At 34.3% G+C, this 25683-nt stretch carries 16 protein-coding genes; 9 read left to right on the top strand and 7 right to left on the bottom strand.

Going from position 1 to position 25683, the window contains the following annotated elements:
- Nucleotides 1-28 precede the first annotated feature (28 nt).
- The 6 genes from FQU23_RS06690 to FQU23_RS06665 form a co-directional block, all read right to left on the bottom strand.
- Nucleotides 29-1537, bottom strand: coding sequence for a sodium:solute symporter (locus FQU23_RS06690; RefSeq protein ID WP_147673183.1), 1509 nt, complete (start codon nt 1535-1537; stop codon nt 29-31).
- Nucleotides 1538-1595: 58 nt separating this feature from the next.
- Nucleotides 1596-2423, bottom strand: coding sequence for an N-acetylmuramic acid 6-phosphate etherase (gene murQ, locus FQU23_RS06685; protein WP_147673182.1), 828 nt, complete (start codon nt 2421-2423; stop codon nt 1596-1598).
- Between the two features lie 108 nt (nt 2424-2531).
- Nucleotides 2532-3734, bottom strand: a complete 1203-nt coding sequence (locus tag FQU23_RS06680) for an exo-beta-N-acetylmuramidase NamZ domain-containing protein (protein ID WP_147673181.1) — start codon at nt 3732-3734, stop codon at nt 2532-2534.
- Between the two features lie 110 nt (nt 3735-3844).
- Nucleotides 3845-4675: a DUF4397 domain-containing protein gene (locus FQU23_RS06675; RefSeq protein WP_147673180.1), complete on the bottom strand. Its 831-nt coding sequence runs from the start codon at nt 4673-4675 to the stop codon at nt 3845-3847.
- A gap of 24 nt (nt 4676-4699) precedes the next feature.
- On the bottom strand, nt 4700-6247 hold the full coding sequence (locus FQU23_RS06670) for a SusD/RagB family nutrient-binding outer membrane lipoprotein (protein WP_147673179.1): 1548 nt from the start codon (nt 6245-6247) through the stop codon (nt 4700-4702).
- Nucleotides 6248-6258: 11 nt separating this feature from the next.
- Nucleotides 6259-9345, bottom strand: coding sequence for a SusC/RagA family TonB-linked outer membrane protein (locus FQU23_RS06665; RefSeq protein WP_147673178.1), 3087 nt, complete (start codon nt 9343-9345; stop codon nt 6259-6261).
- A 217-nt stretch (nt 9346-9562) separates the two neighbouring features.
- Here FQU23_RS06665 and FQU23_RS06660 point away from each other — a divergent pair, with 217 nt between their 5' ends.
- The 7 genes from FQU23_RS06660 to FQU23_RS06630 all read left to right on the top strand — a co-directional run bounded on the left by FQU23_RS06660 (nt 9563) and on the right by FQU23_RS06630 (nt 22451).
- Nucleotides 9563-10312 (top strand): DeoR/GlpR family DNA-binding transcription regulator, encoded by a 750-nt coding sequence (locus FQU23_RS06660; protein ID WP_147673177.1) that lies wholly within the window; start codon nt 9563-9565, stop codon nt 10310-10312.
- 216 nt (nt 10313-10528) lie between these two features.
- Complete coding sequence (locus FQU23_RS06655) at nt 10529-13444, top strand: FAD-binding and (Fe-S)-binding domain-containing protein (RefSeq protein ID WP_147673176.1); 2916 nt, start codon at nt 10529-10531, stop codon at nt 13442-13444.
- A gap of 103 nt (nt 13445-13547) precedes the next feature.
- Nucleotides 13548-14372 (top strand): alpha/beta hydrolase, encoded by an 825-nt coding sequence (locus FQU23_RS06650; RefSeq protein WP_147673175.1) that lies wholly within the window; start codon nt 13548-13550, stop codon nt 14370-14372.
- 10 nt (nt 14373-14382) lie between these two features.
- A complete protein-coding gene (locus FQU23_RS06645; protein ID WP_147673174.1) occupies nt 14383-16221 on the top strand; it encodes a PQQ-binding-like beta-propeller repeat protein in 1839 nt (612 codons plus the stop codon).
- Nucleotides 16222-16304: 83 nt separating this feature from the next.
- Nucleotides 16305-18809, top strand: coding sequence for a beta-N-acetylhexosaminidase (locus tag FQU23_RS06640; protein ID WP_147673173.1), 2505 nt, complete (start codon nt 16305-16307; stop codon nt 18807-18809).
- 3 nt (nt 18810-18812) lie between these two features.
- Nucleotides 18813-20114 carry a serine hydrolase domain-containing protein gene (locus FQU23_RS06635; protein ID WP_147673172.1) on the top strand — a complete coding sequence of 434 codons (1302 nt, stop codon included), beginning with the start codon at nt 18813-18815 and terminating at the stop codon, nt 20112-20114.
- A gap of 405 nt (nt 20115-20519) precedes the next feature.
- A complete protein-coding gene (locus tag FQU23_RS06630; RefSeq protein ID WP_147673171.1) occupies nt 20520-22451 on the top strand; it encodes an amino acid permease in 1932 nt (643 codons plus the stop codon).
- 206 nt (nt 22452-22657) lie between these two features.
- On the opposite strand, the gene FQU23_RS06625 is transcribed toward FQU23_RS06630, so the two are convergent.
- Nucleotides 22658-24517 carry a PLP-dependent transferase gene (locus FQU23_RS06625; protein ID WP_147673170.1) on the bottom strand — a complete coding sequence of 620 codons (1860 nt, stop codon included), beginning with the start codon at nt 24515-24517 and terminating at the stop codon, nt 22658-22660.
- A gap of 258 nt (nt 24518-24775) precedes the next feature.
- Between FQU23_RS06625 and FQU23_RS06620 the strand changes: the two genes are divergently transcribed.
- Both FQU23_RS06620 and FQU23_RS06615 read left to right on the top strand, forming a co-directional pair.
- Complete coding sequence (locus tag FQU23_RS06620) at nt 24776-24940, top strand: hypothetical protein (RefSeq protein WP_165425737.1); 165 nt, start codon at nt 24776-24778, stop codon at nt 24938-24940.
- A 35-nt stretch (nt 24941-24975) separates the two neighbouring features.
- Nucleotides 24976-25539 (top strand): hypothetical protein, encoded by a 564-nt coding sequence (locus FQU23_RS06615; protein WP_147673169.1) that lies wholly within the window; start codon nt 24976-24978, stop codon nt 25537-25539.
- Nucleotides 25540-25683 lie beyond the last annotated feature (144 nt).

The raw sequence follows: 25683 nt of genomic DNA, 5'->3' as shown, positions 1-25683 counted from the left end.
TAATCTATACTTTAATTTTTTTACAGTACTAAAAACTTATTCTTTCGGTACTGCGTGAACTGGTTAGTAGTAAACCTAGGTAAGTCAATAATCCATTGAGAACAATTAATTCATTGTCAAATACATATCCGGAAAATAAGGTTCTGGAGTACTCATTTATTAAGTAGGTAAATAGGGGAGACAGTAAGCAAATAAAAGGAACTAGTTTGTCATTTACATTCCTATTTTTTTGGAACAAACCAAAAGCATATAATCCTAATAATGGCCCATAAGTGTACGATGCCACTCTAAAAATCATACCTACTACCGAACTGTCATTAATAGAATTAAAAACAAGTATCACTACAAAAATAAGTGCTGAAAAACTGATGTGCACAAAATGTCTAATGCGTACATTATTTTTCTTCTTTTGATTTTCTTCTTTATCCATTCCTAAAAAATCGACACAAAAAGAAGTTGTTAAAGCCGTTAAAGCCGAATCAGTAGTAGCGAAAGTAGCTGCAATAATTCCCAGTAAAAATATAATCGCTGGAATTATAGAGAGATGATTTAAGGCTATTTCTGGAAAAAGCAAATCGGTTCTTGGTGTACCTGTAATTAAATCAGTTGGAACTGCAATTCCGTTTTTGTTTGCATAGATATAAAGTAAAGCACCTACGCTCAAGAAAAATATGTTGATAACAACAAAGATTCCTGTAAAGGTAAACATGTTTTTTTGGGCTTCGCCAATGTTTTTACAACTCAGGTTTTTTTGCATTAAATCTTGGTCAAGCCCCGTCATTGCAATGGTGACAAACATTCCGCCTAAAATTTGTTTTACAAAATGGAATTTACTTCCCAGGAAATCATCAAAGAAAAATATTTTAGAATAATTACTATTTTTCACCTCTTCGAATGCACTAATAGCACTCAAATTCATACTATCACATATAAAATAAATCGTTAGGAAAACTGAAGTTACCAAGAAAAACGTTTGTAAAGTATCTGTGATAATAATTGTTTTCAGTCCGCCTCGATAAGTATAAGAAAAAATAAGAAGTAAAGCGATTAACACAGTTATCGCAAAAGGAATTCCATAAAAATCAAAAACATAGCGTTGCAATACAATAACTACTAAATAAAGTCTAAAGGCAGAGCTTATTGTTCTGCTAATTAAGAAGATAGAAGCAGCAGTTTTATAGCTGTAAAACCCCATTCTTTGCTCGATATAGCTGTAAATAGAAGTCAAATTCATTCGGTAATACAGTGGCAATAATAACTTTGTAATAATTATAAAACCAATAGCATTACCTATTATAAACTGAAAATATTTAAATTGTTCACCACCAGCTGCACCAACTTCTCCGGGAACGGAAATGAAAGTCACACCAGAAAGGGCGGTTCCAATCATTCCGAACGCCACCAAATACCATTTTGAATTTTTGTTGGCAGTAAAAAACGCTTCGTTTCCATCATCTTTCCGACTCACTCGGTGTGAGATATAAAATAATACTCCGAAATAAACGATGATTAGAATGAGGATTGCGCTTGGTGTCATTTTTGGTTTTTAGAGGTTGGTAGTTCTGTTGTAAATGTAGAGTTTGAAGTATTTGCTATTAGTTTCCTAAATTTTTATTTTCAGCTAATAAAACAGCTCTAACACTTTTGTATTTATTTAATAGTTCTGCAGCTAATTTTTCATCTATTTGAAGCTCTTCTACAATCATTTCAACACCTCTTTGAACTAGTTTTTTGTTAGATAGTTGCATGTCAATCATTTTGTTTCCATACACTTTTCCTAGTTTTATCATTACCGAAGTAGAGATCATATTTAGGACAAGCTTTTGCGAAGTTCCCGCTTTCATGCGTGTACTTCCTGTTAGAAACTCTGGACCTACAACAATTTCTATAGGAAAATCGGCTTCTGCTGAGATCAAACTATTGCTATTACAAGAAATACTTCCTGTACTAATATTATTTTCACGAGCCATTTTTAAACCGCCAATTACATAAGGCGTATTTCCTGATGCTGCAATTCCAATAACAAAATCAGTACTTGTGATATTGTGTTTTTTTAAATCTAGCCAAGCTTGATTAATGTCATCTTCAGCATTTTCAACTGCTTTTCTAATGGCATAATCACCTCCAGCAATAATTCCGATTACTAAATCATGAGGAACGCCAAAAGTAGGAGGGCACTCCGATGCATCTAAAATACCAATTCTACCAGAAGTTCCAGCACCAATATAAAACAAGCGACCACCTTGTTGCATTTTTACAACAATGGCATCTACCAGTTTTTCAATATTCGGAATTTGTTTTTTTATTACGCTCGAAACTTTCTTATCCTCGGCATTGATTCCCATGAGTATTTCTTCGGTACTCATTTTTTCTAGATTAGCGTAAAGCGATTCTTTTTCGGTATCAGGATTATTTTTAGCCATTTTTGTTATATTTTATTTGTGGTATATTTTTGTAATCGTAGAAAGATTTTTAATGCTTTTTTTCATAGTAATCAACCCTGATAATTCTAATTAAGATCAAGAATTAATTTAGTAAATTAGGTAACTTTTGCGCATTTTTTTAAAAGTAGTTAAATCGTTTTTCCAAGTTTTTCTGATTTTATTTTCGGAAACACCGTTTTCAATTTGCTGTTGTAGTTTTTTTGTTCCCGCTAGTTTTGTGAAAAAACCATTAAAAAATTTAGTTTTGTCGCTGGTGTTTTCATAGGCTTTAATTAGCCATTTTAATTCAAGTCGTTTAAGTTTTGGGTAGGATGTTAGATCTTCACCAAAGCATTCTTTTCCGTTGTGCATAGGATCTTTAGCTCCGAAATTTGGTTTTGGAGTAAAGCTAAAATCAAAACTTTTTTTATTTAAAAAAGGGGAACCATAGATTTGAAATTGCTTTTCTGTACCGCGACCCATACTTACATTAGTACCTTCAAAAAAGCACAAACTAGCATATAAATTAATGGATTGATTATTAGGTAAATTTGGAGATGGTTTTTCTAGTATACTATACTCCATATTTCTATTGTAATTAAGACAAGGAATTACTGTCAACATGCATTTAGATTCATTTTCAAGCCATTTTTGACCATTAATCATTTGGGCATATTCTCCAATAGTCATTCCGTGTAATAATGGGATAGGATGCATGCCAACAAAACTTGTAAATTCTTTTTCTAACAACGGACCATCCACAATACTTCCGTTTGGATTAGGTCGGTCTAATACTAAAAGTGGAATCCCATTTTCGGCGCAAGCTTCCATTACATAATGCAATGAGGATATGTAAGTATAAAAACGCGCTCCTACATCTTGCAAGTCAAACACCATTATGTCAATTGCTTCTAACTGTTCTTTTTTTGGTTTTTTATTGCTTCCATAAAGAGAAATAATCGAAAGTCCAGTTTTTGGATCTTTTCCGTCAACGACATGTTCGCCAGCATCTGCCGTTCCTCTAAAACCGTGCTCAGGCGCAAAAATAGTTTGAACATTTATTTTTTGTCCTAATAAAAAATCAACCAAATGGACTTTGGTAGTTAAAACTCCTGTCTGATTAGTAACAATTCCAACTTTTTTGCCTTTTAATAAAGGAAGGTATTTATCAATATTATCGGCTCCAGTTTTAATAACGCTTTTAGAGTTATTCAATTTAGGATCTATTTCTATACTTGATGGAGCCGAGGAAGCTTGAAAAGAAATAGAAAACAATAAAATAAAAGTTATTTTTTTTATCAATATAGCCATGGTAATTTGAGATTAAATCGCAGTTAGTAAAAGCAATAATTAGTTAAAATTAGGATAAGGTAAACCACTTTAGCTAAGCTAAAGTGGTTTTTATCCGGTAAAATAACGGTTTATTTATTTGTGAAATAGGTTAGTACTGGGATGTTAACCGTAGCGCTAGGTAAGCCATTTGACAAACCGCCTACATATCCTCTACTAAAAAAGGTGTACGCTCTTCCTTTTCTTGGCGTAAGTGTAGCTTTAGCAACAATTGTAGCTGTTCCTACCGTACGTAATTGAATCTCGTATGTCGCTGATTCTAAATCGGGAATTGGTGTAATTGGAATGAAAGCTTCGTTTCCTTGTAAATAAGTAACACCAGAATAAATAACAGCATTGCTATTCAACTCTTTAATTGAGAAATCAAATCCGGTTGCTGGAGTATTTGTAATTACATTTATAAAACGAATGTACGCCTTTGTAGGGTCAGCTAGAGTAACAGACAAATCATCGTTTATGGTGTGTGCCGTATAATTTGGTGACAATCCTACTATAAAACTAGTGTAATTCTTTTTAGCTTCAATACTAAAAGGTGAAGTAAAAACAGTACTGGCCGCTACAGTTGCTGTCGCAGGAATTTCTACTTTCAAATTTTTAGTCCCCGAGGGAATTAACGAGTAATTGATTGACGCAGGATAACCACCACCATAGCTTGTTCCAATTGGTAAACCTGATAATACAGTAGCCCCACTAGTTTTTACATCATCAACATACCAAATGGCACTAAAGTTTTTACCGTCTGGACCAATAGCTGTATGTTGAAATTTCACTAAAGCATCATTTTCAGAAACACTTTCCTTATAAGGTGAAAAATTAGTTTCATCACCACAAGAAGAAAAGATACCTAAGCTAAGCACGGCTAATCCTATGTACTTTGTAATTGTTATTTTTATATTTTTCATCTGAATTTATTTAAGATTGAATAATTAGGGTTGAGAGAACCACATTTCTTCTGTATGATAGCTTGGTTTGTCAGCTCCAATGGCTTCTAATGCTGCAAAGTTCCAAACGTATTCTGAATTGAAACGCGGACGAACTCTATAGGCTAATTTTCCATTATTATCTGGTGCCAATGTAGGGAAAGCTATTGTTTCATATACCAAAGGATCATAGTGGTATTTTCTCATATCAGTCCAAGTTTCTAAATATCCATATCCAAAAAGAGCTACATATTTTTGCATCATAATGTGCTTTATCGTAAGATTTGCAGCAGTAGGAACAATATTTACATCGCTAAGGAAAGTTGCTTTTTGAGATGCGGTAATCAAAGCCGCTGTTGGTGCAACTGTAGATACAACTGTATTTCTATTTACCATATCAATACTTGCTTCAATCCCCTTTTTATAAGCGTCTAATGCCATTATCTTGTCTCCTTTTATAAAAGCAGCTTCTGCTTTTATGAATTGCAATTCAGCATAAGTCATTAAAGGAAAATCAGCTTTGTCTCTAAAAAGGTATCTTCCGGGAATAGTGCTGTTTCCAGAGCCTGTCGTTCCCCATAAGTTAGGAATACGCGTAGCGGCAACAGTTCCAGCTGTAGTACTTAGAGGGTTGCCTCTAAAAACACCATCTGCCGAAGGTTGTAAAACGTTTGGCATACGTGGATCTACTGTTCCTCCAAATACTGTTCCATCCATAGCGCGCAAAATGAAATCAGACTGACGGAAACTATTTAAGTTATTACGACTAGGCCCGTAAAAGTTAGCGTCAGATGTGCTTGTTGCTGTAAACTTAACGTAGCAATCATCATTGATGCTAGATAATGATTTATTTACATATTCAATCACTTTATCTGGACTGTAAGTTGCTTTGTTGATTAAGTTATTTGAGTTTCGAGCTAATACTCCATAGGCAAATTTAGTCCATTTAGCTTTGTCTCCTCCATAAATTAAATCTCCTTTGGCGGTATAACTAGCATCTGATTTTCCATCAGTTCTTTCTAGATCTACAATAGCTTCTTTAGCTAATCTTACCACTTCGGTATATGCTTCTTCTTGAGTTCCATAGTCAAATGTTAGTCTTGAAGTAAAAGCTTGATCAAATTTTATAAGATTTGAATGGTAGTCTGTCGATACTTGCCAAGTCCATGCTCTGATTGCTTTCGATAAACCTACTATATCATAGCGCTGGTTTTTATTAGCAACTTCTTGAGCTTGTGTTAGGTTTAATCCAATGGAGTAATAGGCCATTTTCCAAATTTCTCCACCACTATCGCTATTAGCAATATAACCGTATTGGTCAAATATATAATTAGCGCTTGTATGAGAAAAGTACTGTGTGTACTTCCCTAGAAAACGAGAATCAAATTGAAGTCCTACGGCCATAGAAGCCTGAATATTGGGTAAAAGATAGATGGGTTCTGTAACAGTTGGAAAACTGGGGTTAATATTTACATCTGCTATTTCATCACGATTACAAGCTGTAGATAATAAGGCTACCATTGATACAGCTATATATTTTGTTATGTTTTTCATTTTATTATGTATTAAATTCCAAATTTAAAACCTAGATTAAAACCTCTTGCGGTAGAAAGCACTCCGTAGTCAAATCCTGTACCACCGGCACCACCAGAACTTGCGTTCAAACCATTTACAGCAGGATCAGCGCCCGTATAATTAGTAATCATAAAGGCATCAGTTACGGTTACATACATAGAAACACTGCTGAAAAATTTTGTTTTCTTCAACATTTCCGAAGAGAATTTATAGCTCGCTGTGATGTCTCTCATTCTTAACCAATTGATGTCTTTTTCGATAAAATCAGAGTCAACATAATTAAGATTGTAGTATTCGTTTTGGTAGTAAGGAGTTACTTGAATATTATTTTTAGTTGGTGTAGAAGAGTTTTCTAGACCGTCTTGGAATACACCTTGTAAAACCAATGGAGTTTCACGATCTAAAGTTTTAGTACTTAAACCTTGAGTGTATAAATACGCTGCGGTTGCATTGTAAATATCTCCACCTTTACGAATGTCTAACAAGAATGATAATTTGAAGTTTTTATAGTTAAAACTATTTTGAAGTCCAATAGAAAAATCAGGATTTCTATCACCTACAATAGGGAAGGACTGATCTTTAACAGGCTGACCGTTTGAAGGGTTAATTAAAATGTCACCGTTGTTGTTTCTCAAATTAGTAAAACCTGTAAACGTTGTCAATGGACCACCTACTCTAGCACCACCTCTAATGTTTCCAAATAGCCAAGTGTCTGAAGTATAATATTCAGGTAAAGTAGGAGGTAGGCTTAATAATTCACTGTCTGTTTTAGTGAAATTGGCCATCACATCCCAGCTAAAGTCATTTGTCATAATTGGTGAACCAGTAAGGGTGATTTCAAGGCCTCTGTTTTGTAGCGCTCCAAAGTTAAATGCAGTTAATACAAATCCAGTTCCATAACTCAAACGCATGTTATTGATGATAGGGTTGTCTGTTTTTCTTTTATAAACAGCAACATCTAAACCAATTCTGTTTTTTAGAAAACGCATTTCTGTACCAAACTCTGTAGAGGTATTCATCTCTGCTTGAAGATTAGGATTTGCTCCAGTAACTGAATATCCAAAACCTCCACCAGTCGTTGGCTTCGTTTCATAAGTAGGTGATATAGAATAAGGCTTAGCGTCATTTGCTACTCTTGCATAGGATGCTCTTAATTTTCCATAAGATAAAAAATCATTGTCTTTTAACGCGTCTAATTCTGTAAACACAAAACTTAAAGAAGAGGAAGGATAAAAGAAAGAGTTGTTTACTCTTGGTAAAGTAGAAGAAACGTCATTTCTTCCTGTTAATGTTAGGAATACAATTTTGTCATAGTCTATAGTAAATTCACCAAAAATTCCATCTACACGTCTTTTAATTATTCTTTCTTGTGAACGCTGTGATAATGGATCGGTATTATTAATATTAGTTACGTCCACTTCATAAAATCTTTCTCCTTTTGTAGAAAGTATTTTATAATTGTTCTCTAATCTGGCAACACCTACACGAAGTAAACCATTTAATTTTCCAATGGTGTGCTTGGCAGTACCAAAAGCTAAATAGTTGTAATTATTAGATTGATCTGTGTATTGCTCAAAGTAACCTCCTGTTGAGATTCCGGTACCACTTCCAATTCCTAAAGCACTTCTTGATGACTCAGGATGTACTGATTTGAATCCTTGGGTTGCGTTAGCATCAATACCAAAACGACCTGTAAAACTCAACCATGATAAGGGATCATATGTTAACGATACATTCGTAAGGATACGGTTGTTTTTATCGTTTCCTTTATTTTTGTTTACTTCAAAAAACGGGTTATCTACTTCGGTGTCATTTGAACCATCAGTAATTTTACGTCGGCTACCATCAGAATTTAGGTAATTTGTCACGTCCTCATTAGCAGGATAAGCTAATAAATTCAATAAAAAACCACCAGCACCTTTAGATGTTTTATCCGTTTCAGACTTGATGTAAGAGAAAGAAGCTTCTGATTTCAATTTACTGCTAATTTTCGCGGTTCCGCTTAAAGATAAATTCAATCTATTGTAAGCTGAATTTGGAACAACGCCAGTTTGCTCTAAATTAGACATGGACAAACGGTACGTCATTTGTTCCGTTCCAGCGTCAAAAGTTAGGGCGTTTGTTTTCTTAATTCCTGTTTTAAAGAAATTATTGATATTGTCATATAATTGAGTTCCATCACCATATTTTTCTCCAAAATGTCTACGGAAATTATTATTAGTTATACCATTAGAACCTCTTTGATATACTCTTTGTGTTTCAGGAAAACGATATACGTCATCTAACCTGATATCAGTAGAATAGGTGATTGTTCCTTTTCCTTTTTTTCCTTTTTTGGTAGTAATGATAATCGCTCCATTTCCTGCTTCAATACCGTATAAGGCTGCAGCTTCAGGTCCCTTCAATACAGTAATTGACTCAATATCATCTGGATTGATATCTGCACCACGATTGGTATAATCAGTATCTCTGTTAGGTCCATTCGAAATTAATAATCCTTGATCTAGTGTAGAGTTGCTAATAGGTAAACCATCAACAATAAATAAAGGCGAATTGTTTCCACTCATCGAGTTTACTCCACGTAGTTGGATTGCAGCAGAAGCTCCAGGAGCACCAGATGTACTGGTTACAGTCAAACCTGCAATTCTACCTTGTAAAGCATTGATGAAATTTTCTCTTTGTGTGTCGGCGATATCATCTCCTTTTACACCTTGTGTAGCATAACCTAAAGATGCTTTTGGTCTATTAATACCAAAGGCTCCAGTTACTGTAACTTCTTTTAGTGTTTCAGCACCTTCACTTAATGTAAGGTTTAATGTAGATCCTGTCACTTTTAATTCTTTGGTTTCAAAACCAATATAACTAAAAACAAGTACATCAGAGGGCGATGCAGCAATAGCATAGTTACCATCTAAGTCAGTTACACCACTTTTAGTAGTGCCTTTAATGAGAACTGTAACTCCTGGAATGGGGATCCCATCGGCTTTGTTTTTTACAGTTCCAGTAATTGTTTTTGTTTGTGCAAATGTGGCTTGAACTACCAAAAACAACAATGAAATCAGGAATAATTTTTTCATAATTATTTGGTTTTTGTTATGGTTAATAGACAAATATATTTATTCCCTGCAAATAATTGCACTATTTTTCGAATTATTTTAAATTAAAATCTAAATAATGCAACATAACGCATGTTTGTGTCATTTAAGTTTGCATAAAATCGAAATTCAATCGAAAAATGACGTCTGATGAAACATTTATTTTTATACATTTGTGTTTCTCAGATACGATACAACTATGCTAAAGGAAGAAAGACGGAACTATATATTGAATAAACTTACCGATGAACAACGAATTAGTACCATTGAGTTGGCTGAGGAATTGGCTGTATCTGAAGATACCATTAGAAGAGATTTAATTAAGCTCCATGAAAAAGGGCTTCTTGAAAAAGTATACGGTGGAGCTATTCCAGTTGTGGACAAGGCCAAAAATATTTTAGATATACCCATATCAAACGTAGATAAGAAAGAAGTAATAGGGAATAAGGCGCTTTCACTTCTTCGTGATGGACAGGTTATTATTATGAGCGGAGGAACTACTAATTTGGTTTTTTCTAAATTAATTCCGCCATTATTAAAAGCGACAGTCTACACTTATAGCTTGCCTATTGCTATGCAATTGTCTCAATACCCTAATATAGATTTGATTTTTATTGGAGGTAAAATGCAAAAAAATGCGATGGTTACTATAGGAATGGATGTGTTGCAGGTTTTATCAAAAATCAAGGCCGATATCTGTTTTATGGGTGCGAGTAGTATCAATGTGCAACAAGGACTTACGGAAATGGGCTATGAGGTCTCAATAGTTAAGAAAGCAATGATCGAATCATCAGACAAAGTGGTTTCTATGTTTACTTCAGATAAATTAGATACAAAGATGCCTCATGTTGTTTGCGAATTAAAACAGTTAGATACTATTGTTACAGATTTAGATCCAGAAGATGCGAGGTTAGAAGAATATAGAAAGTTAGGAGTTACCGTTTTATAACAGTTTTTAAATAGCTTTTGCATTATTTTGCGTTATTTTAATTTCACTTCTAAATTACCGCAAGAAAAAGATTTTTTAGTTTTTACGCTATCTTTGATGTGCTATAGTTAAACTTTGATGTGTCAAAAAACAAGGAAATAACTCTTTGATTTAGGATGCTAAATCAAGTAAAATTTTGCCCGTTTACAACGAATATTTTAATATAATTAGATTTACATGTCGATCGCCTTACAATTAAAGCAATTATCAGACTCATTAGAAGGAACCCTTTTATATGACGAACTCCATAAAACACTCTATGCAACAGATGCTTCTGCTTATAGAATAGTGCCCTTGGCGGCAGCCTTACCAAAAAATGAAACTGATATTATAAAGTTGGTTCATTTTGCTAAGGAAAATAAGATTTCTCTAACGCCTAGAACTGCTGGAACTTCTCTCGCGGGACAAACTGTGGGAAGCGGAATTGTAGTGGATGTGTCTAAATATTTCACAAAAATTGTCTCTTTCGATGCAGCAAATAAAACAGTGACGGTTCAACCGGGTGTGATCAGGGACGAACTTAATTTGTACTTAAAACCTCATGGTGTATTTTTTGGTCCTAATACTTCAACTTCTAATCGTTGTATGATAGGCGGAATGGTCGGAAATAATTCCTCGGGAACAACTTCCATACGCTATGGTGTTACCAGAGATAAAATTGTAGAGCTAAAAGCGATTTTAAGTGATGGTTCACAAGTTGTTTTTGGAGAATTAAGTTCAGCTGAATTTATCCAAAAAACAAAAGGAAATTCGCTCGAAAGTAATATTTATAAAAGCCTGTTTGCTGAATTATCGAATGAGGCGACCCAGCAGGAAATTGTAAAAGAATTCCCGAAACCAGAAATCCATAGACGAAATACAGGATATGCAGTAGATATATTATTGCAATCTGATCTTTTTGGCGGAAGCCAACCCACCATAAATGTGGGGAAATTACTTTGTGGAAGCGAGGGAACTTTAGCTTTTACAACCGAAGTTACTTTGAAAGTTGATCTTTTGCCACCCACTAATAATGTGATGGTAGTAACGCATTTCACTAGTGTTCAAGAAAGTTTAGAGGCTGTAATGATTGCTATGAAGCATCATTTATATACCTGCGAAATGATCGATGATACGATTCTTGATTGTACAAAAACAAACAAAGAACAAAGTAAAAATCGGTTTTTTATTCAGGGTGAGCCCAAAGCGATAATGATGTTTGAGGTGGCTTCACATACTAGTATGGAAGATGCAGAAAGGCAAGCTAATGCTTTGATTAAAGATTTAGAAGACAACCATTTTGGTTATGCTTCACCAAAATTATATGGTGCTGATATTGAAAAAGTAAACGAACTTAGAAAAGCAGGCCTCGGACTTTTAGGTAGTATTGTAGGTGATGAAAAAGCAGCTGATTCTATTGAAGATACCGCTGTTGAATTGAGTGATTTACCTAATTATATCGCTGATTTTTCGGCGATGATGAAACGCCACGGCCAAGAAGCGATTTATTATGCTCATGCAGGAGCAGGAGAGTTGCATTTGCGTCCAGTTTTGAATTTAAAAACAAAAGAAGGCGTTTATCAATTTCGAAATATTGCTACCGAAGTAGCACATTTGGTAAAAAAATACCGCGGATCACTGAGCGGCGAACACGGAGACGGAATTGTTCGTGGTGAATTTTTGCCCTTCATGATTGGCGAAAAAAATTACGAATTGTTAAAACGAATAAAATTGGCTTTCGACCCAAATTCGGTTTTGAATATGGGGAAAATTGTTAATGCGTTGAAAATGGACGAGAATCTTCGTTTTGAAGTTGGTAGAGTAGAACCAGAAATTCAAACTATTCAGGATTTTTCAGATAGTATGGGGGTTTTACGTGCTGCCGAAAAGTGCAATGGTTCTGGCGATTGCAGGAAATTACCATCGGCGGGCGGAACATTGTGCCCGAGTTATCGTGCCACGCGAAATGAAAAAGACACGACTCGTGCCCGCGCCAATGCCTTACGAGAATATCTAACAAATTCAGAGAAAGATAATAAATTCGATCATAAAGAATTATATGAAGTTTTTGAACTTTGTATTAGCTGTAAAGCTTGCGCCAGTGAATGTCCGTCTAATGTAGATGTGGCGGCGCTTAAAGCCGAGTTTCTATACCAATATCAAAAGGCAAATGGATTTTCTCTTCGAAATAAAATTTTTGCTAATAACGCTAAACTGAATAAACTGGGAAGTATTTTTCCATCCTTGACTAATTTTATGGTACGCCAACCTTTGATTAAAAAAAGAATGGGTGTTGCCTCAAAAAGAGAAGTACCATTATTAGCTCCAAAAACGTTTAGAAAGTGGATCGAAAACAACAAATCAAAAAACGACGGACTTTCATTTGTAAACGGAAAACTCTATCTTTTTTGTGATGAGTTTACTAATTATTATGATGTCGCTGTTGGGATTGATGCTTATGAATTATTGACAAAATTAGGCTATCAAGTGCTAATTGTGGACCATGAAGAAAGTGGTAGAGCTTATTTATCCAAAGGTTTTCTGGAAGAAGCCAAAGCGATTGCTAATAAAAACGTAGTCACTTTTGAATCGATCGTAACTACTGAAATTCCCTTAATTGGTTTAGAACCATCGGCGATACTGACTTTTAGAGATGAGTACATTCGTCTGGCTGATGATAAGGCTTCGGCCGAAAAATTAGCGAAAAACTGCTTGACAATTGAAGAATTTTTTAAAAAGGAAATTGCTGCTGGTAAAATTCATTCAGAACAATTTACTGACGAAGTGCGTGAAATAAAAATTCATGGTCATTGTCACCAAAAATCTTTAAGCTCAATAGAAGCGACATTTGCCATGTTGAATGTGCCAAAAAACAGTACCGTTACGATTTACAATTCGGGTTGTTGCGGTATGGCGGGTTCTTTTGGTTACGAAAAAGAGCATTATAAGATCAGTATGCAAATGGGTGAGGATACCTTATTTCCAAAAATTAGAAGTACCGCAGCTACTACTGCCATTGCTGCTGCCGGAACAAGTTGTCGTCATCAAATTTTTGATGGAACAAATAGAAAAGCACAACATCCAGTAAGTATTTTGAATGCTTTTCTGAAATAGTTTTATTGAATTTGATTGTTCTGTTTGGCTTATAGAAGCGTTATTTCAGCTGTTTTTAAATCCATTTTATTGTCTTTTATAAACTAAAATAAACCATAATGCTATGAAAAAAATATTATATGTAACGCTATTCTTGTTCTCTTTTTCCTTTGTAAAGGCAGCAAAGGTGGATACCATTCAAGTATATAGTGCTGCAATGAATAAAAAAATTCCTAGCTGTGTTATTACTCCCAATAACTATGATGAAAGCAAAAAAAACTTCCCAGTAGTTTATTTATTACATGGATACAGCGGAAATTATGAGACTTGGGTTAAAAGTTTTAAGGAGCTTGCAAAGCAAGTTGATAAATATGGTTTTATAGTAATAGGCGTAGATGGAGGTTATTCCAGTTGGTATTTTGACAGTCCAATTGATCCGACTTTTAAATATGAGACTTATATAATCAAGGAGTTAGTTCCTTTTATAGATCAAAATTACAAAACGATTGCAAGTCGTGAAGGTAGAGCGATATCTGGTCTTAGTATGGGTGGCCATGGAGCATTGTATTTGTCATTGAAACATCAAGATATGTATGGAGCGGCGGGAAGTATGAGTGGAGGGGTTGATATTCGGCAATTTCCTGAAAATTGGGATATAAAAAAGCGACTTGGATCCATAACGGATTTTCCTGAAAATTGGGAGAAAAATACAGTTGTCAATACGCTTGATTTGGCAAAAAGCAATCAGTTAAAATTGATTATTGATTGTGGAGTTGATGATTTTTTTATTGATGTCAACAGACAACTTCACCAAAAGATGCTGGCACTAAAAATTAATCACGATTATATTGAGCGCCCCGGAAAACACAATATTGATTATTGGGAAAATTCATTGAAATTTCAATTGTTGTTTTTTAATAATTTTTTTAATGAAGCCGTTAAACTCTAAATAAATATTTATGAAGTACTTATTTTCCAAAATTTTACTCTTTTTTATACTTGCCTCATGCTATGCTCAAAAAGAGGAACAATCAGTAAATATTAAATTTGTCCAACTTACAGATTTACATGTTTCTGTGGGCAATGAAAATGATTTTCTGTTACAAAATATTGTACAAGAAATTAATAATTCGAATAATGAATTTGTTATTGTCACTGGAGATTTGACTAATCGGGGTTCAGATGAAGAAGTAAAGCAAGTACATCATATTCTCGGAAAATTAAAAATACCGTATCATGTTATTTCTGGAAATCACGAAACGAATTGGAGCGAAAGTGCGGGATTAACCTTTAAAAAACTGTGGGGTGAAGATCGCTTTGTGTTTTCAAAAGGAGAATATGTTTTTATTGGTTTTCCGTGTGGTCCTTACATGAAAATGGGGGATGGTTTTGTAAAACATGAAGATGTGCTTTGGCTGGATCAAACCTTAAAGGATAGTCTTAAAAACAACAATAAAAAAGTTTTAAACTTTGCACATTATCCACTAGATAATAGTGTTAGTAATTATAAAGAAGTCCTTTCTGTTTTAGAAAAATATCCTACAGTGGCTAGTTTTTGTGGTCACGGACACACTTTAAAACAATATGATTTCTCTGGATTAAGTGGTGTTATGGGGGCAGCAATAACTTCTCGTGATGGCAAAACTAAAAGTTATAATGAGATAATTATTAGTAAAGACAGCATTAGTATTCATCAAAAACAGCTTGACAAACCAGGTATTTTTAAATTCTCAGTTCCTACACAACCTTCGAATATCACCGTTGAAAAGGAGGAATTAATGAAGGATTATATTCCATTTGTTAAAGACATTGCCTCTATCTACAGTGTTCCTGCTTTCGATAAAAAAAAGATTTTCTTCGCAAATTCTATTGGAGAAATACAGTCTGTCGATTTGAAAAGTAAAAAGCTAAAATGGAAAATTGAAACAGGAAATTCTATTTATTTCTCTCCTAAAATTATAAAAAACAATCTTGTTTTAGGGACGATTGAAGGAGATATTCTAGGACTAGCTAAAAAAACGGGTAATAAAAAATGGAGTTTAGCAGTAGGTGGCGTTTTAGTGGGTTCACCAATTATAGAAAATAATAAAATATATACGGCTAGTTCTAATGCATTTGTTGCTATTAATGGGGTATCTGGAGAATTACTTTGGAAAAACACATTACCAGATTCTTATTCGCAAGGAACACCTGTAATACAAGGCGATAAAATTATTTTTGGAGCTTGGGATACGCATCTTTACTGCTTAGATAAGAATACTGGATCTTTAATTTGGAAATGGAATAATGATAATAATAAACAAGTTTTATATTCTCCTGGTAATGTAAATGTTGTTGCTTCCAAGAGTAGACTATACTTAGTGACTCCAGATCGTTTTTTAACCATTATAAATATACATTCTGGAAAGACTTTATTGCGAACTAACAGATGGAAAGTGAGAGAATCCATGGGAGAAAGTCAAAATGGAAAGTGGTTTTATGCGAAAACGATGAATGGTGAACTCTTGCGATTGCCTTTACATGATGATGTAGAATTGACCGAGGAAAGTTTATCTAATTCAAGTAATGTTTTAGATTTAAAAATTGGATACGATCATAATCCTGCACCCATTCTAGAAAATAAAGGTAAAATTTATATAGGCAGCCGCAAAGGTGAAGTAGTAGTAGTTGATGCTGATAAATTTGAAATCATAAAAGTAATTAAATTGGGGAGTTCCAGTATAAATGGATTTACAATCGATGAGAAGGGAAAAGTATGGACATCCCTTATTGAAGGAGGAATTTATTTATTAGAGTAATTATTTAAATGATATAAAAGAATAATGGGATTGTATTTTAAACAATTCAAAACGATTTTTTTAAAATAAACAAAATATAAAAGATGAAAAAAAAGCTGCTATTAATTGCCATTTTTTTAAGTTCTATGAGTGTTTTACAAGCACAGAAACTAGATCTTATTCCGAGACCAGTTAAAATGGAACAAACTTCGGGGGCGTTTGTAATTCCTTCATTGGTGCACATTAGTATAGATAAAAAAGTACAAAAAAGTACGGGATATATTGCGGATGCATTTTTTAAAAATACGGGAATTAATCCAAAAATTTCTATTGGTAAAAGAAACCAAAAAAACACAATACGGCTTGTACTAGATCAAAAATTGAATGTTCCAAATGATGGTTATACCTTGAGTGTTGCAAAGACCGGTGTTGTTGTCAAGGGAAAATCTCATAATGGAGTTTTGAATGGCTTTCAAACCTTACTTCAAATGTGTTCTGCAAAAGATGTTAAAAAAGGAACAATCCCTTTTGTGAAAATAGAAGACTATCCTCGCTTTGAATGGCGCGGAATGATGCTAGACGTTTCGAGACAGTTTTTCGATAAGGAAACCGTTAAAAATTATATCAGTTGGTTAGCGGCACATAAAATGAATATTTTTCATTGGCATCTCACCGATGATAATGGCTGGAGAATTGAAATTAAATCCATGTCCGATTTGACTTCAAAAGGAGCGTGGCGAGGTCCAGGAGAAGTGCTGTTGCCTTCTTATGGCTCTGGAAATAAGCGTTACGGCGGTTTTTATACACAAGAAGATATTAAAGAAGTAGTCGCTTTTGCCGCTGAACGTGGCGTTTCTATTATGCCAGAAATTGAAATTCCAGGACATTCTCGCGCCGTAACTGCCTCATATCCTGAAATAGGTTGTGTTACAACGCAAGAAACAAAAAGTGTTCAAGGAGAAGTGAAGAACGTATGGTGTGTAGGTCGCGAAGAAAATTTTGAGATTCTAGATGGCATAATTAAAGAGTTTTCAGAACTTTTTCCTTTTGATTACATACATATTGCAGGTGACGAGGTAAACCGCGCTAATTGGGAACATTGTCCGAAATGTAAAGCGGTGATGACAAAGGAAGGCTATACTGATACATTTCAATTACAAAACTATTTCTTTAGACGAATTGAAAAAATTGTTGAGAAATACGATAAAAAATCAGCGGGCTGGAACGAAATCATGAAAGGTGGCGAACTAAGTCCAAAAACGGAGATTTTTGCTTGGCAAGGAGTGAATTACGGAATCGAATCTGTGAAAAAAGGGCATCCTACCATTATGATTCCGGGACAATATACGTATTTTGATATGGCACAATCTGAAGATGAGCGTGGTCATCGATGGGCTGCTATTACAGATACTAAAAGAGTGTATTCATTTGAACCTATTCCAGAAAATGAATTATCAGTAGAAGAACAAAAATTAATAAAAGGTGTTCAGGGTGCATTGTGGAGTGAATATCTTGATCTTCCAACGCGATTTATGGAATACCAAAGTTATCCAAGAATTACTGCTTTGTCTGAGATTGCTTGGTCTAAAAAAGAACATAAAAACTGGGATGATTTTTATGGAAGGTTAACTAATAGTCATTTGCAGCGTTTAGCAGATTTAGGAATTGCTTTTAGAGATTTTCCGCCTACAGCAATTTATAAAAATGGAAAGATAACCCTAACGTTGCCTTATGATGGGGCGGTTGTCCGCTACGATACAGAAGGAAATGAGCCTACAAGGCAATCCCCTTTATATGCAAATCCAATTGAAACCAAAGAGTATGAAAAATATAGGTTCCGTACTTTTTTTAATGAGAATGCTGCTAGTCCTGCTGTAAAAGTGGAGAAATTACCAGTTGCAAACTGGAATACTTCAAAAGTGGAAACTATAAAAATTTCAGAAGAGATTACGGATCACATCGATAAAAAAGCGATTTGGTATTTATCTTTTAATCCAATAACTGATGAGGCAACGAGTGGCGTAATCAAGGAAATTTCACTTTTAGAAAATGATAAATTAATTAAAACCTATTTGCCAGAAAGAACTTTAAAATCAAAACCTAGTTTGCGTTTTGTAATCGAAAATTATAATGATAAAAACAAGTATCGTTTAGATTTTACAGTAGAAAATAAAGAAGTCAAAGAATCGGCTGCAAAGGTTGATTTCATTGCAAGTCCGTATCAAGAACCAGAAGTAAAAGTGACTTCATCGATGGCCGAAAATCCGAAATTTCCTTTTACAAGATTAGAAGATTATAATGTAGAAACGTATTTGCGTACGGATGTTCCTTGTGAAAATGGCGACTGGATTTTATACACTTTTACAAATCCAGTTATCTCTTCAAAAATTGAAGTATTGACGGGAATTCCGCACCACCCGAGATTTATTGTAAGTGATGGTTATGTGGAATATTCATATAATGGAGTTGACTTTATAAAAGGTGATGCTTTTGATTATGGAAACGCGTCTATTTATCCAAAACAAGCTGTAAAAGCAGTTAAAATTGTAATTACGGGAACCAATAATGAACCTCTTATGGCAGGTCAAGATTTAAGAATTAATCCTTAAAAAATGAAAAATACAGTAATCAAAGCGTTTCTTATTTTGTTAGTTTTTTCAGGAATTAGTTGTCGTTCGGTGAAAAAATCTTTCGACACTAAAAATAATGAAGTATACATTGACTCGATGTTTACCAATGCACTTGAAAAAGGCTTTTTTCCGGGTGCCCAAATAATTGTAGGAAGTAAAGACAGTATTTTTATTTCAAAAAACTATGGTTTTCATGATTATTCAAAAACCGAAGTTGTAAAAGCAGAGGATGTTTACGACTTAGCTTCGATGTCTAAAGTTTTAGGAGCAACAATTGTGGCGATGCGATTAGTAGGTGAAAATAAGATTAACGTAGAAGATAGACTGGGAGATGTTGTAGCATTTTATAAAAATACTTCGATTGCTGATTTGACACTTTTCGAATTATTAACGCATACAACCGGGCTAAAACCCTCCATCACTTTTTATCAAAGTTTGTTGTCGACATCTGATGGGTTGCCTTTTTTAAATACTCAAAAATCAGAGGATTATCCTGAGCTATTTGACAATATGTATGTGAATAAAAATTTAGTGTATGATGAGAAATATTTGTTATTCGAACCGAAAGAAAATTACATCCAGATATCTAAAAATCTGTGGCTGAATCCTGAATTTTATAGTTCAGTATATGAAAAAATAGCAGTAGCTAATACTAATCCTCGTGGGGAATACCTGTACAGTGACCTTAACTTGCTTCTTATAAAACAAATGATCGAGTCTAAAACGGGTAGTAAATTAGACCAGTTAACTAAAGGAATTTATAACGAATTAGGTATTTCAACCATTGGATTCAATCCTTTACAGTGGACAACTGAGCAAAATGTAATTCCAACAGAAATTGATAATTTTTTTAGAAAAGATACTATTAAGGGGTATGTTCATGATGAAGCAGCAGCGATTTTTGGAGGTGTTTCTGGGAATGCGGGATTATTCTCAAATGCAACCTCCATCTCTGTAATTTGTCAGATGCTGCTAAATAAAGGAAATTATCAAGGTAAACAAATTCTTAAAACGAAGATCATTAGAGAATTTACAAAATCACCCTTAGTCAAAAAAGGAATTTATCGCGGACTTGGTTTTGATAAAAGAAAACCAAATGGTATTTATAAAAAAAATGATTTTGGACATACTGGTTATACTGGAACCTTTTTCTTTTTAAATCCTGACAATGATAGATTCTTGATCATTTTGTCTAATCGTGTGAGTCCTAGCCGAAGCAATACATTGATGTATAAAGATTATTTTACGGCTAAGATTTGGGATAAAGTAAATGAGAATAATTAAATTGGCACTTTGTGAAAACTAATTCTAATTTGCATTTTGCCTACTTCAATTTCCTTTAGAGAAATGCACAAAATCTAGTAATTATCTTGAAAGTATTTCTTAAATAATTAACTCTTTTGACATTTTTTAGCGAATAGTTACAGCTTTTTTTAAGGCTTTCTAGTCCTTGAATGTCATATTGTACTATTTAAGTCAAATGAGGATTTTATAATTGTAGGATTGACTTTTTATATAGTTGATTTGTATTATTTTGACTTTTTATCGAATTCTAATTAAAAATAACTGTCTTTTTATCGAAATATGAATTTGTTTTATACATTTGGTTTTTAAATAAAACTTACATTATTAGTATAATAATGGGGTCTTATTTAAAGTATGTTAAATTTTAATGTAAAATTGTAACGAATGACATTTTCAAGTTTATTTCGAAAGAAGACTGTACAGGATATCTTAAAACAGATAGAAAAAAATGAAGCCGATGGTCACGAAGCGCTTGGTCGACATTTAACGGCCCGTGATTTAACAGCTTTTGGAATTGCTGCTATAGTTGGTGCCGGTATTTTTAGCACTATTGGTAAAGCGAGTTCTGACGGTGGTCCTGCCGTTATTTTCCTTTTCTTATTTACGGCTCTTGCCTGTAGTTTTGCTGCCTTTGCTTATGCAGAGTTTGCTTCTATGGTTCCCGTTTCAGGAAGTGCTTATACTTATTCTTATGTTGCTTTTGGGGAACTTATGGCGTGGATTATAGGTTGGGCATTAATCATGGAATACGCTATCGGGAATATTACCGTTGCCATATCCTGGAGTGATTATTTTACGGGCTTGCTCGAAAGTGGTGGCATTCATCTACCCCAGTGGGTACAAATGGATTATCTGAGTGCCTCAAATGGTTATAAAGACGCAACTGCTTTAATGCAGGGCGGAAAATTATATGAGAATCTAAGCGAAGGATTAAAAGCATCTTACACTGCCTGGACCACTGCGCCAACAATAGGTTCGTTCCATTTTGTGGCTGACTTACCTGCGCTATTTATTATTATATTGATTACGGCTTTAGTATATCGAGGAATGAAAGAATCTCGAAATGCCAGTAACGTGATGGTTGTCGTGAAGCTTGCAATTATCCTTTTAGTAATTGCGGTAGGGATTTTTTATGTAGATACTGAAAATTGGACTCCTTTTGCACCAAATGGTGTAAGCGGAGTTTTAAAAGGAGTGTCGGCAGTTTTCTTTGCCTACATTGGTTTTGATGCTATCTCAACCACCGCCGAGGAGTGTAAGAATCCACAGCGGGATTTACCGCGCGGTATGATGTGGGCAATTATAATATGTACTATTTTATATATTATAGTGGCACTAGTATTAACCGGAATGGTGAATTATACGGAGCTGAATGTGGGTGATCCATTAGCGTTTGTATTTCATAAAGTAAATTTAAAATGGATGTCAGGTATTGTTGCGGTGAGTGCTGTGATTGCAATGGCGAGTGTTTTATTAGTTTTCCAAATGGGGCAACCTCGTATTTGGATGAGTATGAGTCGTGATGGTTTGTTACCAAAACGTTTCTCCAGAGTACATCCTAAATTTAAAACGCCTTCTTATGCGACTATTGTAACCGGTTTTGTAGTCGCGGTTCCAGCCTTGTTTTTAAACTTGACTATGGTTACTGATTTATGCAGTATTGGAACTTTATTTGCATTTGTATTGGTTTGTGCTGGAGTATTAGTATTGCAAAATAAACCTGATATCCCAAGAGGGAAATTTAAAACACCTTATGTAAATTCAAAATACGTTATTCCTTTTATGTTGGCTGCGGGACTATATTACGCTTTTAGTTATAACAATAAAGCGACAATGGATTTTCTTACTAATGAAACCCAAGTAAACGATGCAACCACTATTATTACTTCTTTAAACAAAGAGGAATCCACAAAAGTATATGATTATCTAGTAAGTATCGGAGGCCAAAAAACAACTGCTGAATCGCTAGATTTAGAAAATTTATTGAGTCAATACCAGAAAGATGATGCGAATTACGCTGCTGTTGTGGCAGGATTACCAATAAACAATGCATTAAAATATGAAAGCGGGCTAAGCTTGTTCAAACATAAAATACCAATGTGGATTTTCCTTATCGTTTTAGTTGGACTTACGTTCTGGTCTTTCGCTGAAAACTTATCTTTAATTCCGTTATTAGGACTAGTAAGCTGTTTGTATATGATGGCAGAACTTAGCGTGTGGAACTGGATTTATTTTACGGCTTGGTTACTTATCGGACTAACGATTTACTTTGGTTTTAGCCGAAAAAACAGTAAATTGAATTTGAAAGAAGCCTAAGAAACTCATTATTTATAGAAAGCCGTCTTGATTATTTATAAGGCGGTTTTTTTAGGATTAGTTGTTTTGAGTATTAGTTGATAAGAAATATTAACTTACCGTTCTAAAAAAAATACCCAGCCGCCGCACGAAAGGATTCGTAAAGCTGCTGGGTATATTATGAAATTCGAAAAATTAAAACTTTATCATTCCGCCTATCGAGAGAACTAAATACTCTCAACAAATTTTAAAAATATTTTTTTATGTAGCTCCAGATCCATATTAGGAGAAAGTGATACGCGCACAATATAATCCTTATCACCTTCTTTAGTTGTTCCTTGAGTTGATGTTGCAGGTATTGTCCAATAGCAGCCTTTTAATTGGCCATAACTTACACAGAACTTACTCTCATTAGGAATTTCTGTAATCATTAAGTTAATTAACCTCAAGTTCAAGGCTCTTTTATGAGCTTCTTTTTCTTCTGCAGTATTTCCTTTGGTGGGAAGATCAAGTGAAAAAACAGATGGTGTAAATCCTTGGCTCGCTAATTCCTCTGAAACAAAATTGATTTTTGCCTCTGGTAGAGTAGTAGTGATGAAGTTTACAAAATCACGTGTATTACTATAAGCATCCTTAATTCTTTGATTCATGGATGGTAATTGCTTTGCTAATATTTCATATTGTAGCGCCGTAGCTTCATTATCACAAAGAGTAAGATGCATTTCTATTTTCTCCATCAATGCTTCCGTTTTTGGATTTCCTACGCAGTAGCCAGCGGTACATTGACCACCACTAGGAAATTTAGATCCACTAGCAAATGAAATAGTTCTTATGTTAGAGAGTACTTCTCCTGAACCTAAAAAGTGAACATTTGGACAAAAGGTTTGATCCAGAATAAAAACGGGATCTATCGCTATTGTACCGGCAGCCGTTTTGCGTTCTTGACTTAACACCCTTTTTAAATCTATAAGATTAGGAACTTCAACTCTTGGGTTTGTAGGGATTTCAGCTATGATGTAAGGGATTGCGTCTTCAGCAGCAATTTTTGATAAAACGGTGTCAATGCTTTGGACCATATCGCTATCACCATCAACAAGTAAGTCCACAATTTCAACATTATTATTGCTGGCAGCGACACGTCTTGCTTGGTCATTTGTACCACCATAACAATTAGGAGGGACAATAATTTTTATCGCCTTTCCTTTGTGTTTTTCTACCGCATCGTGAACTAAGCCCATTAAAATCGCATACTGAATCGATAAACCACTTGAAGCCACTAATGGTTTTGTCGTTGTACCAGTAATGGATTTGATTGATTCTAAAACCGAATTTTTATCTGCTTCAACGTTACTTTTTCGAGTAGGATTAGGAGATTGATCTACTAAAGATCTCAAAGCTGTAAGAGAATCATCTGGAGTCATGGCAATGGTCTCTCTTCTTCTTACATGCTGAATTTCGGAGATGTAGCTTTCGTTTTTTTGTCCATTTACGACTAAAACACTTCCTAGGTCTTCATGAAGACTGATGAAAAAGTCAATTCCAACCGGGAGATTAATAGTGCCAAATTCCTCTTGCTTGGAAATAAAGATTGTACTTCCGTTTTCTGGATTGCTATTAGTATTGGAAATCGCTTCTAAATTTTCAACTTGTTTTAAATCGAAGGCATAGCCATAAATATTTCGTACTATTTCGGCATTAAAAAATTCAGGCAATCCACCGGTGTAGCAGATTTGGGTGTTTTTCTTGTCTAATGCGTTTTTTCTTAGAATTGCCAAAATAGGAACCGTCTTTGATGAAAAACTGATTACATTTTCGGGCTTTAGATTATTTGTAGTAGCAATCGCCCATTCCAAAATACATGATAAAGGATGTCCTAACCTAATGTAGTCGTATGCTGTTGGCAATTCACTTAGTGCAGCTAATTCTGAATTATTAGTATTGTATAAGGCGTCAAACTGCTCTAAGAATTGAGTTTTTGCCAATTTTTCGTCATATATATCTAGTCGATGGGTTGTTATACTCAACCAGCCAGTTGGCATGTTTTTTAACACCTCTTTAATGTAATTTAGCATCTTATTGTTGTCCATTATTTTAATCTTTAAATAGTATGGCAAGGTACATTAATAAGATTTGTTTTAAAAGGGTGCTAGCTGTTTTGTTGTCTTGTCGAATTATCCCAAGCTATAGCGAATTTGCTTCGTGTTCGAAAAATTCAGTAAATATCGAATTCCTCACGGTTTTCACTTCGAAGAATAATTATGTAATAATTAAAGTAAATTGTATAACGAAGTTGCTGTGTATTCTTTCAATATTTGTACAATAAAAACAAATTAAAAAACAGGATTATGAATAGACAATATTCTAGGGTGGGAAAAACGTATCCAATGAAGGATCGTCATGTATTATGCAGTAAATCCACCAGAGATCTAAATTCATTTTCTATGGCTGAAGAAAACAACCTAGTTCAAAGCCCAATAAATTCAACAATGAGTAGGTTTTTAGGAAAATAAGTAATAAAGATCAATATTAACTAAATTTTAAAATTATGAAAAAGATTAAAAAAACAGTGTTAGCTCTTTTATTATTTAGCGGAGCGATAGCAAGTGCACAAGATAGTGCTTACACAAATATGATAAAAATTGGTGTTAATGGAGGTGTTGCGTTGCCATCAGAAAATGCATCAGCAAATCTAGGAGTAGATTTAGGATACCAATATTTAGTTACGCCAGGTTTTGGACTGGGTATAGCGACGGGTTACAATCAATTTTTTGGAAAAGAGAATGACGGAATCGATAACAATGATTTCGCTGTAGTTCCTGTAGCAGCAATGTTTAGATACTATCCACAAACTTCTGGTTTTTATCTAGGAACTGATCTAGGGTATGGATTTATTACCGGTGACGATAAAGTAGCGTCAAATTCATTAGTAGATAGACCTACAAGTGGATTGTATATAAAACCAGAAATAGGATATCATAACATTCACTGGAATTTTGCTTTACAATACACTAAAGTATTTACGGGTAATGAAGGAAACATTGGATCTCAAGATTATTCAGTAGGTGTGTTAGGTGTAGGAATAGGTTATAATTTGCCATTAGGAAAATAAATTGATTTGAAACATTTTAGGTTTCGAAATCAATAGATTAAACTGAAATTTTAAAAGTATTTGGTGTGAGACTTTTGTCATCGACCATGCTTTTAGAATTTTAGTTTTTTTGTTTAGTATAGCTTGGAATAACTTAGACGATCC

The sequence above is a fragment of the Flavobacterium sp. XN-5 genome (assembly GCF_008033395.2).
GTDB lineage: Bacteria > Bacteroidota > Bacteroidia > Flavobacteriales > Flavobacteriaceae > Flavobacterium > Flavobacterium hiemivividum.
This window is presented reverse-complemented; position numbering and strand designations above follow the sequence as displayed.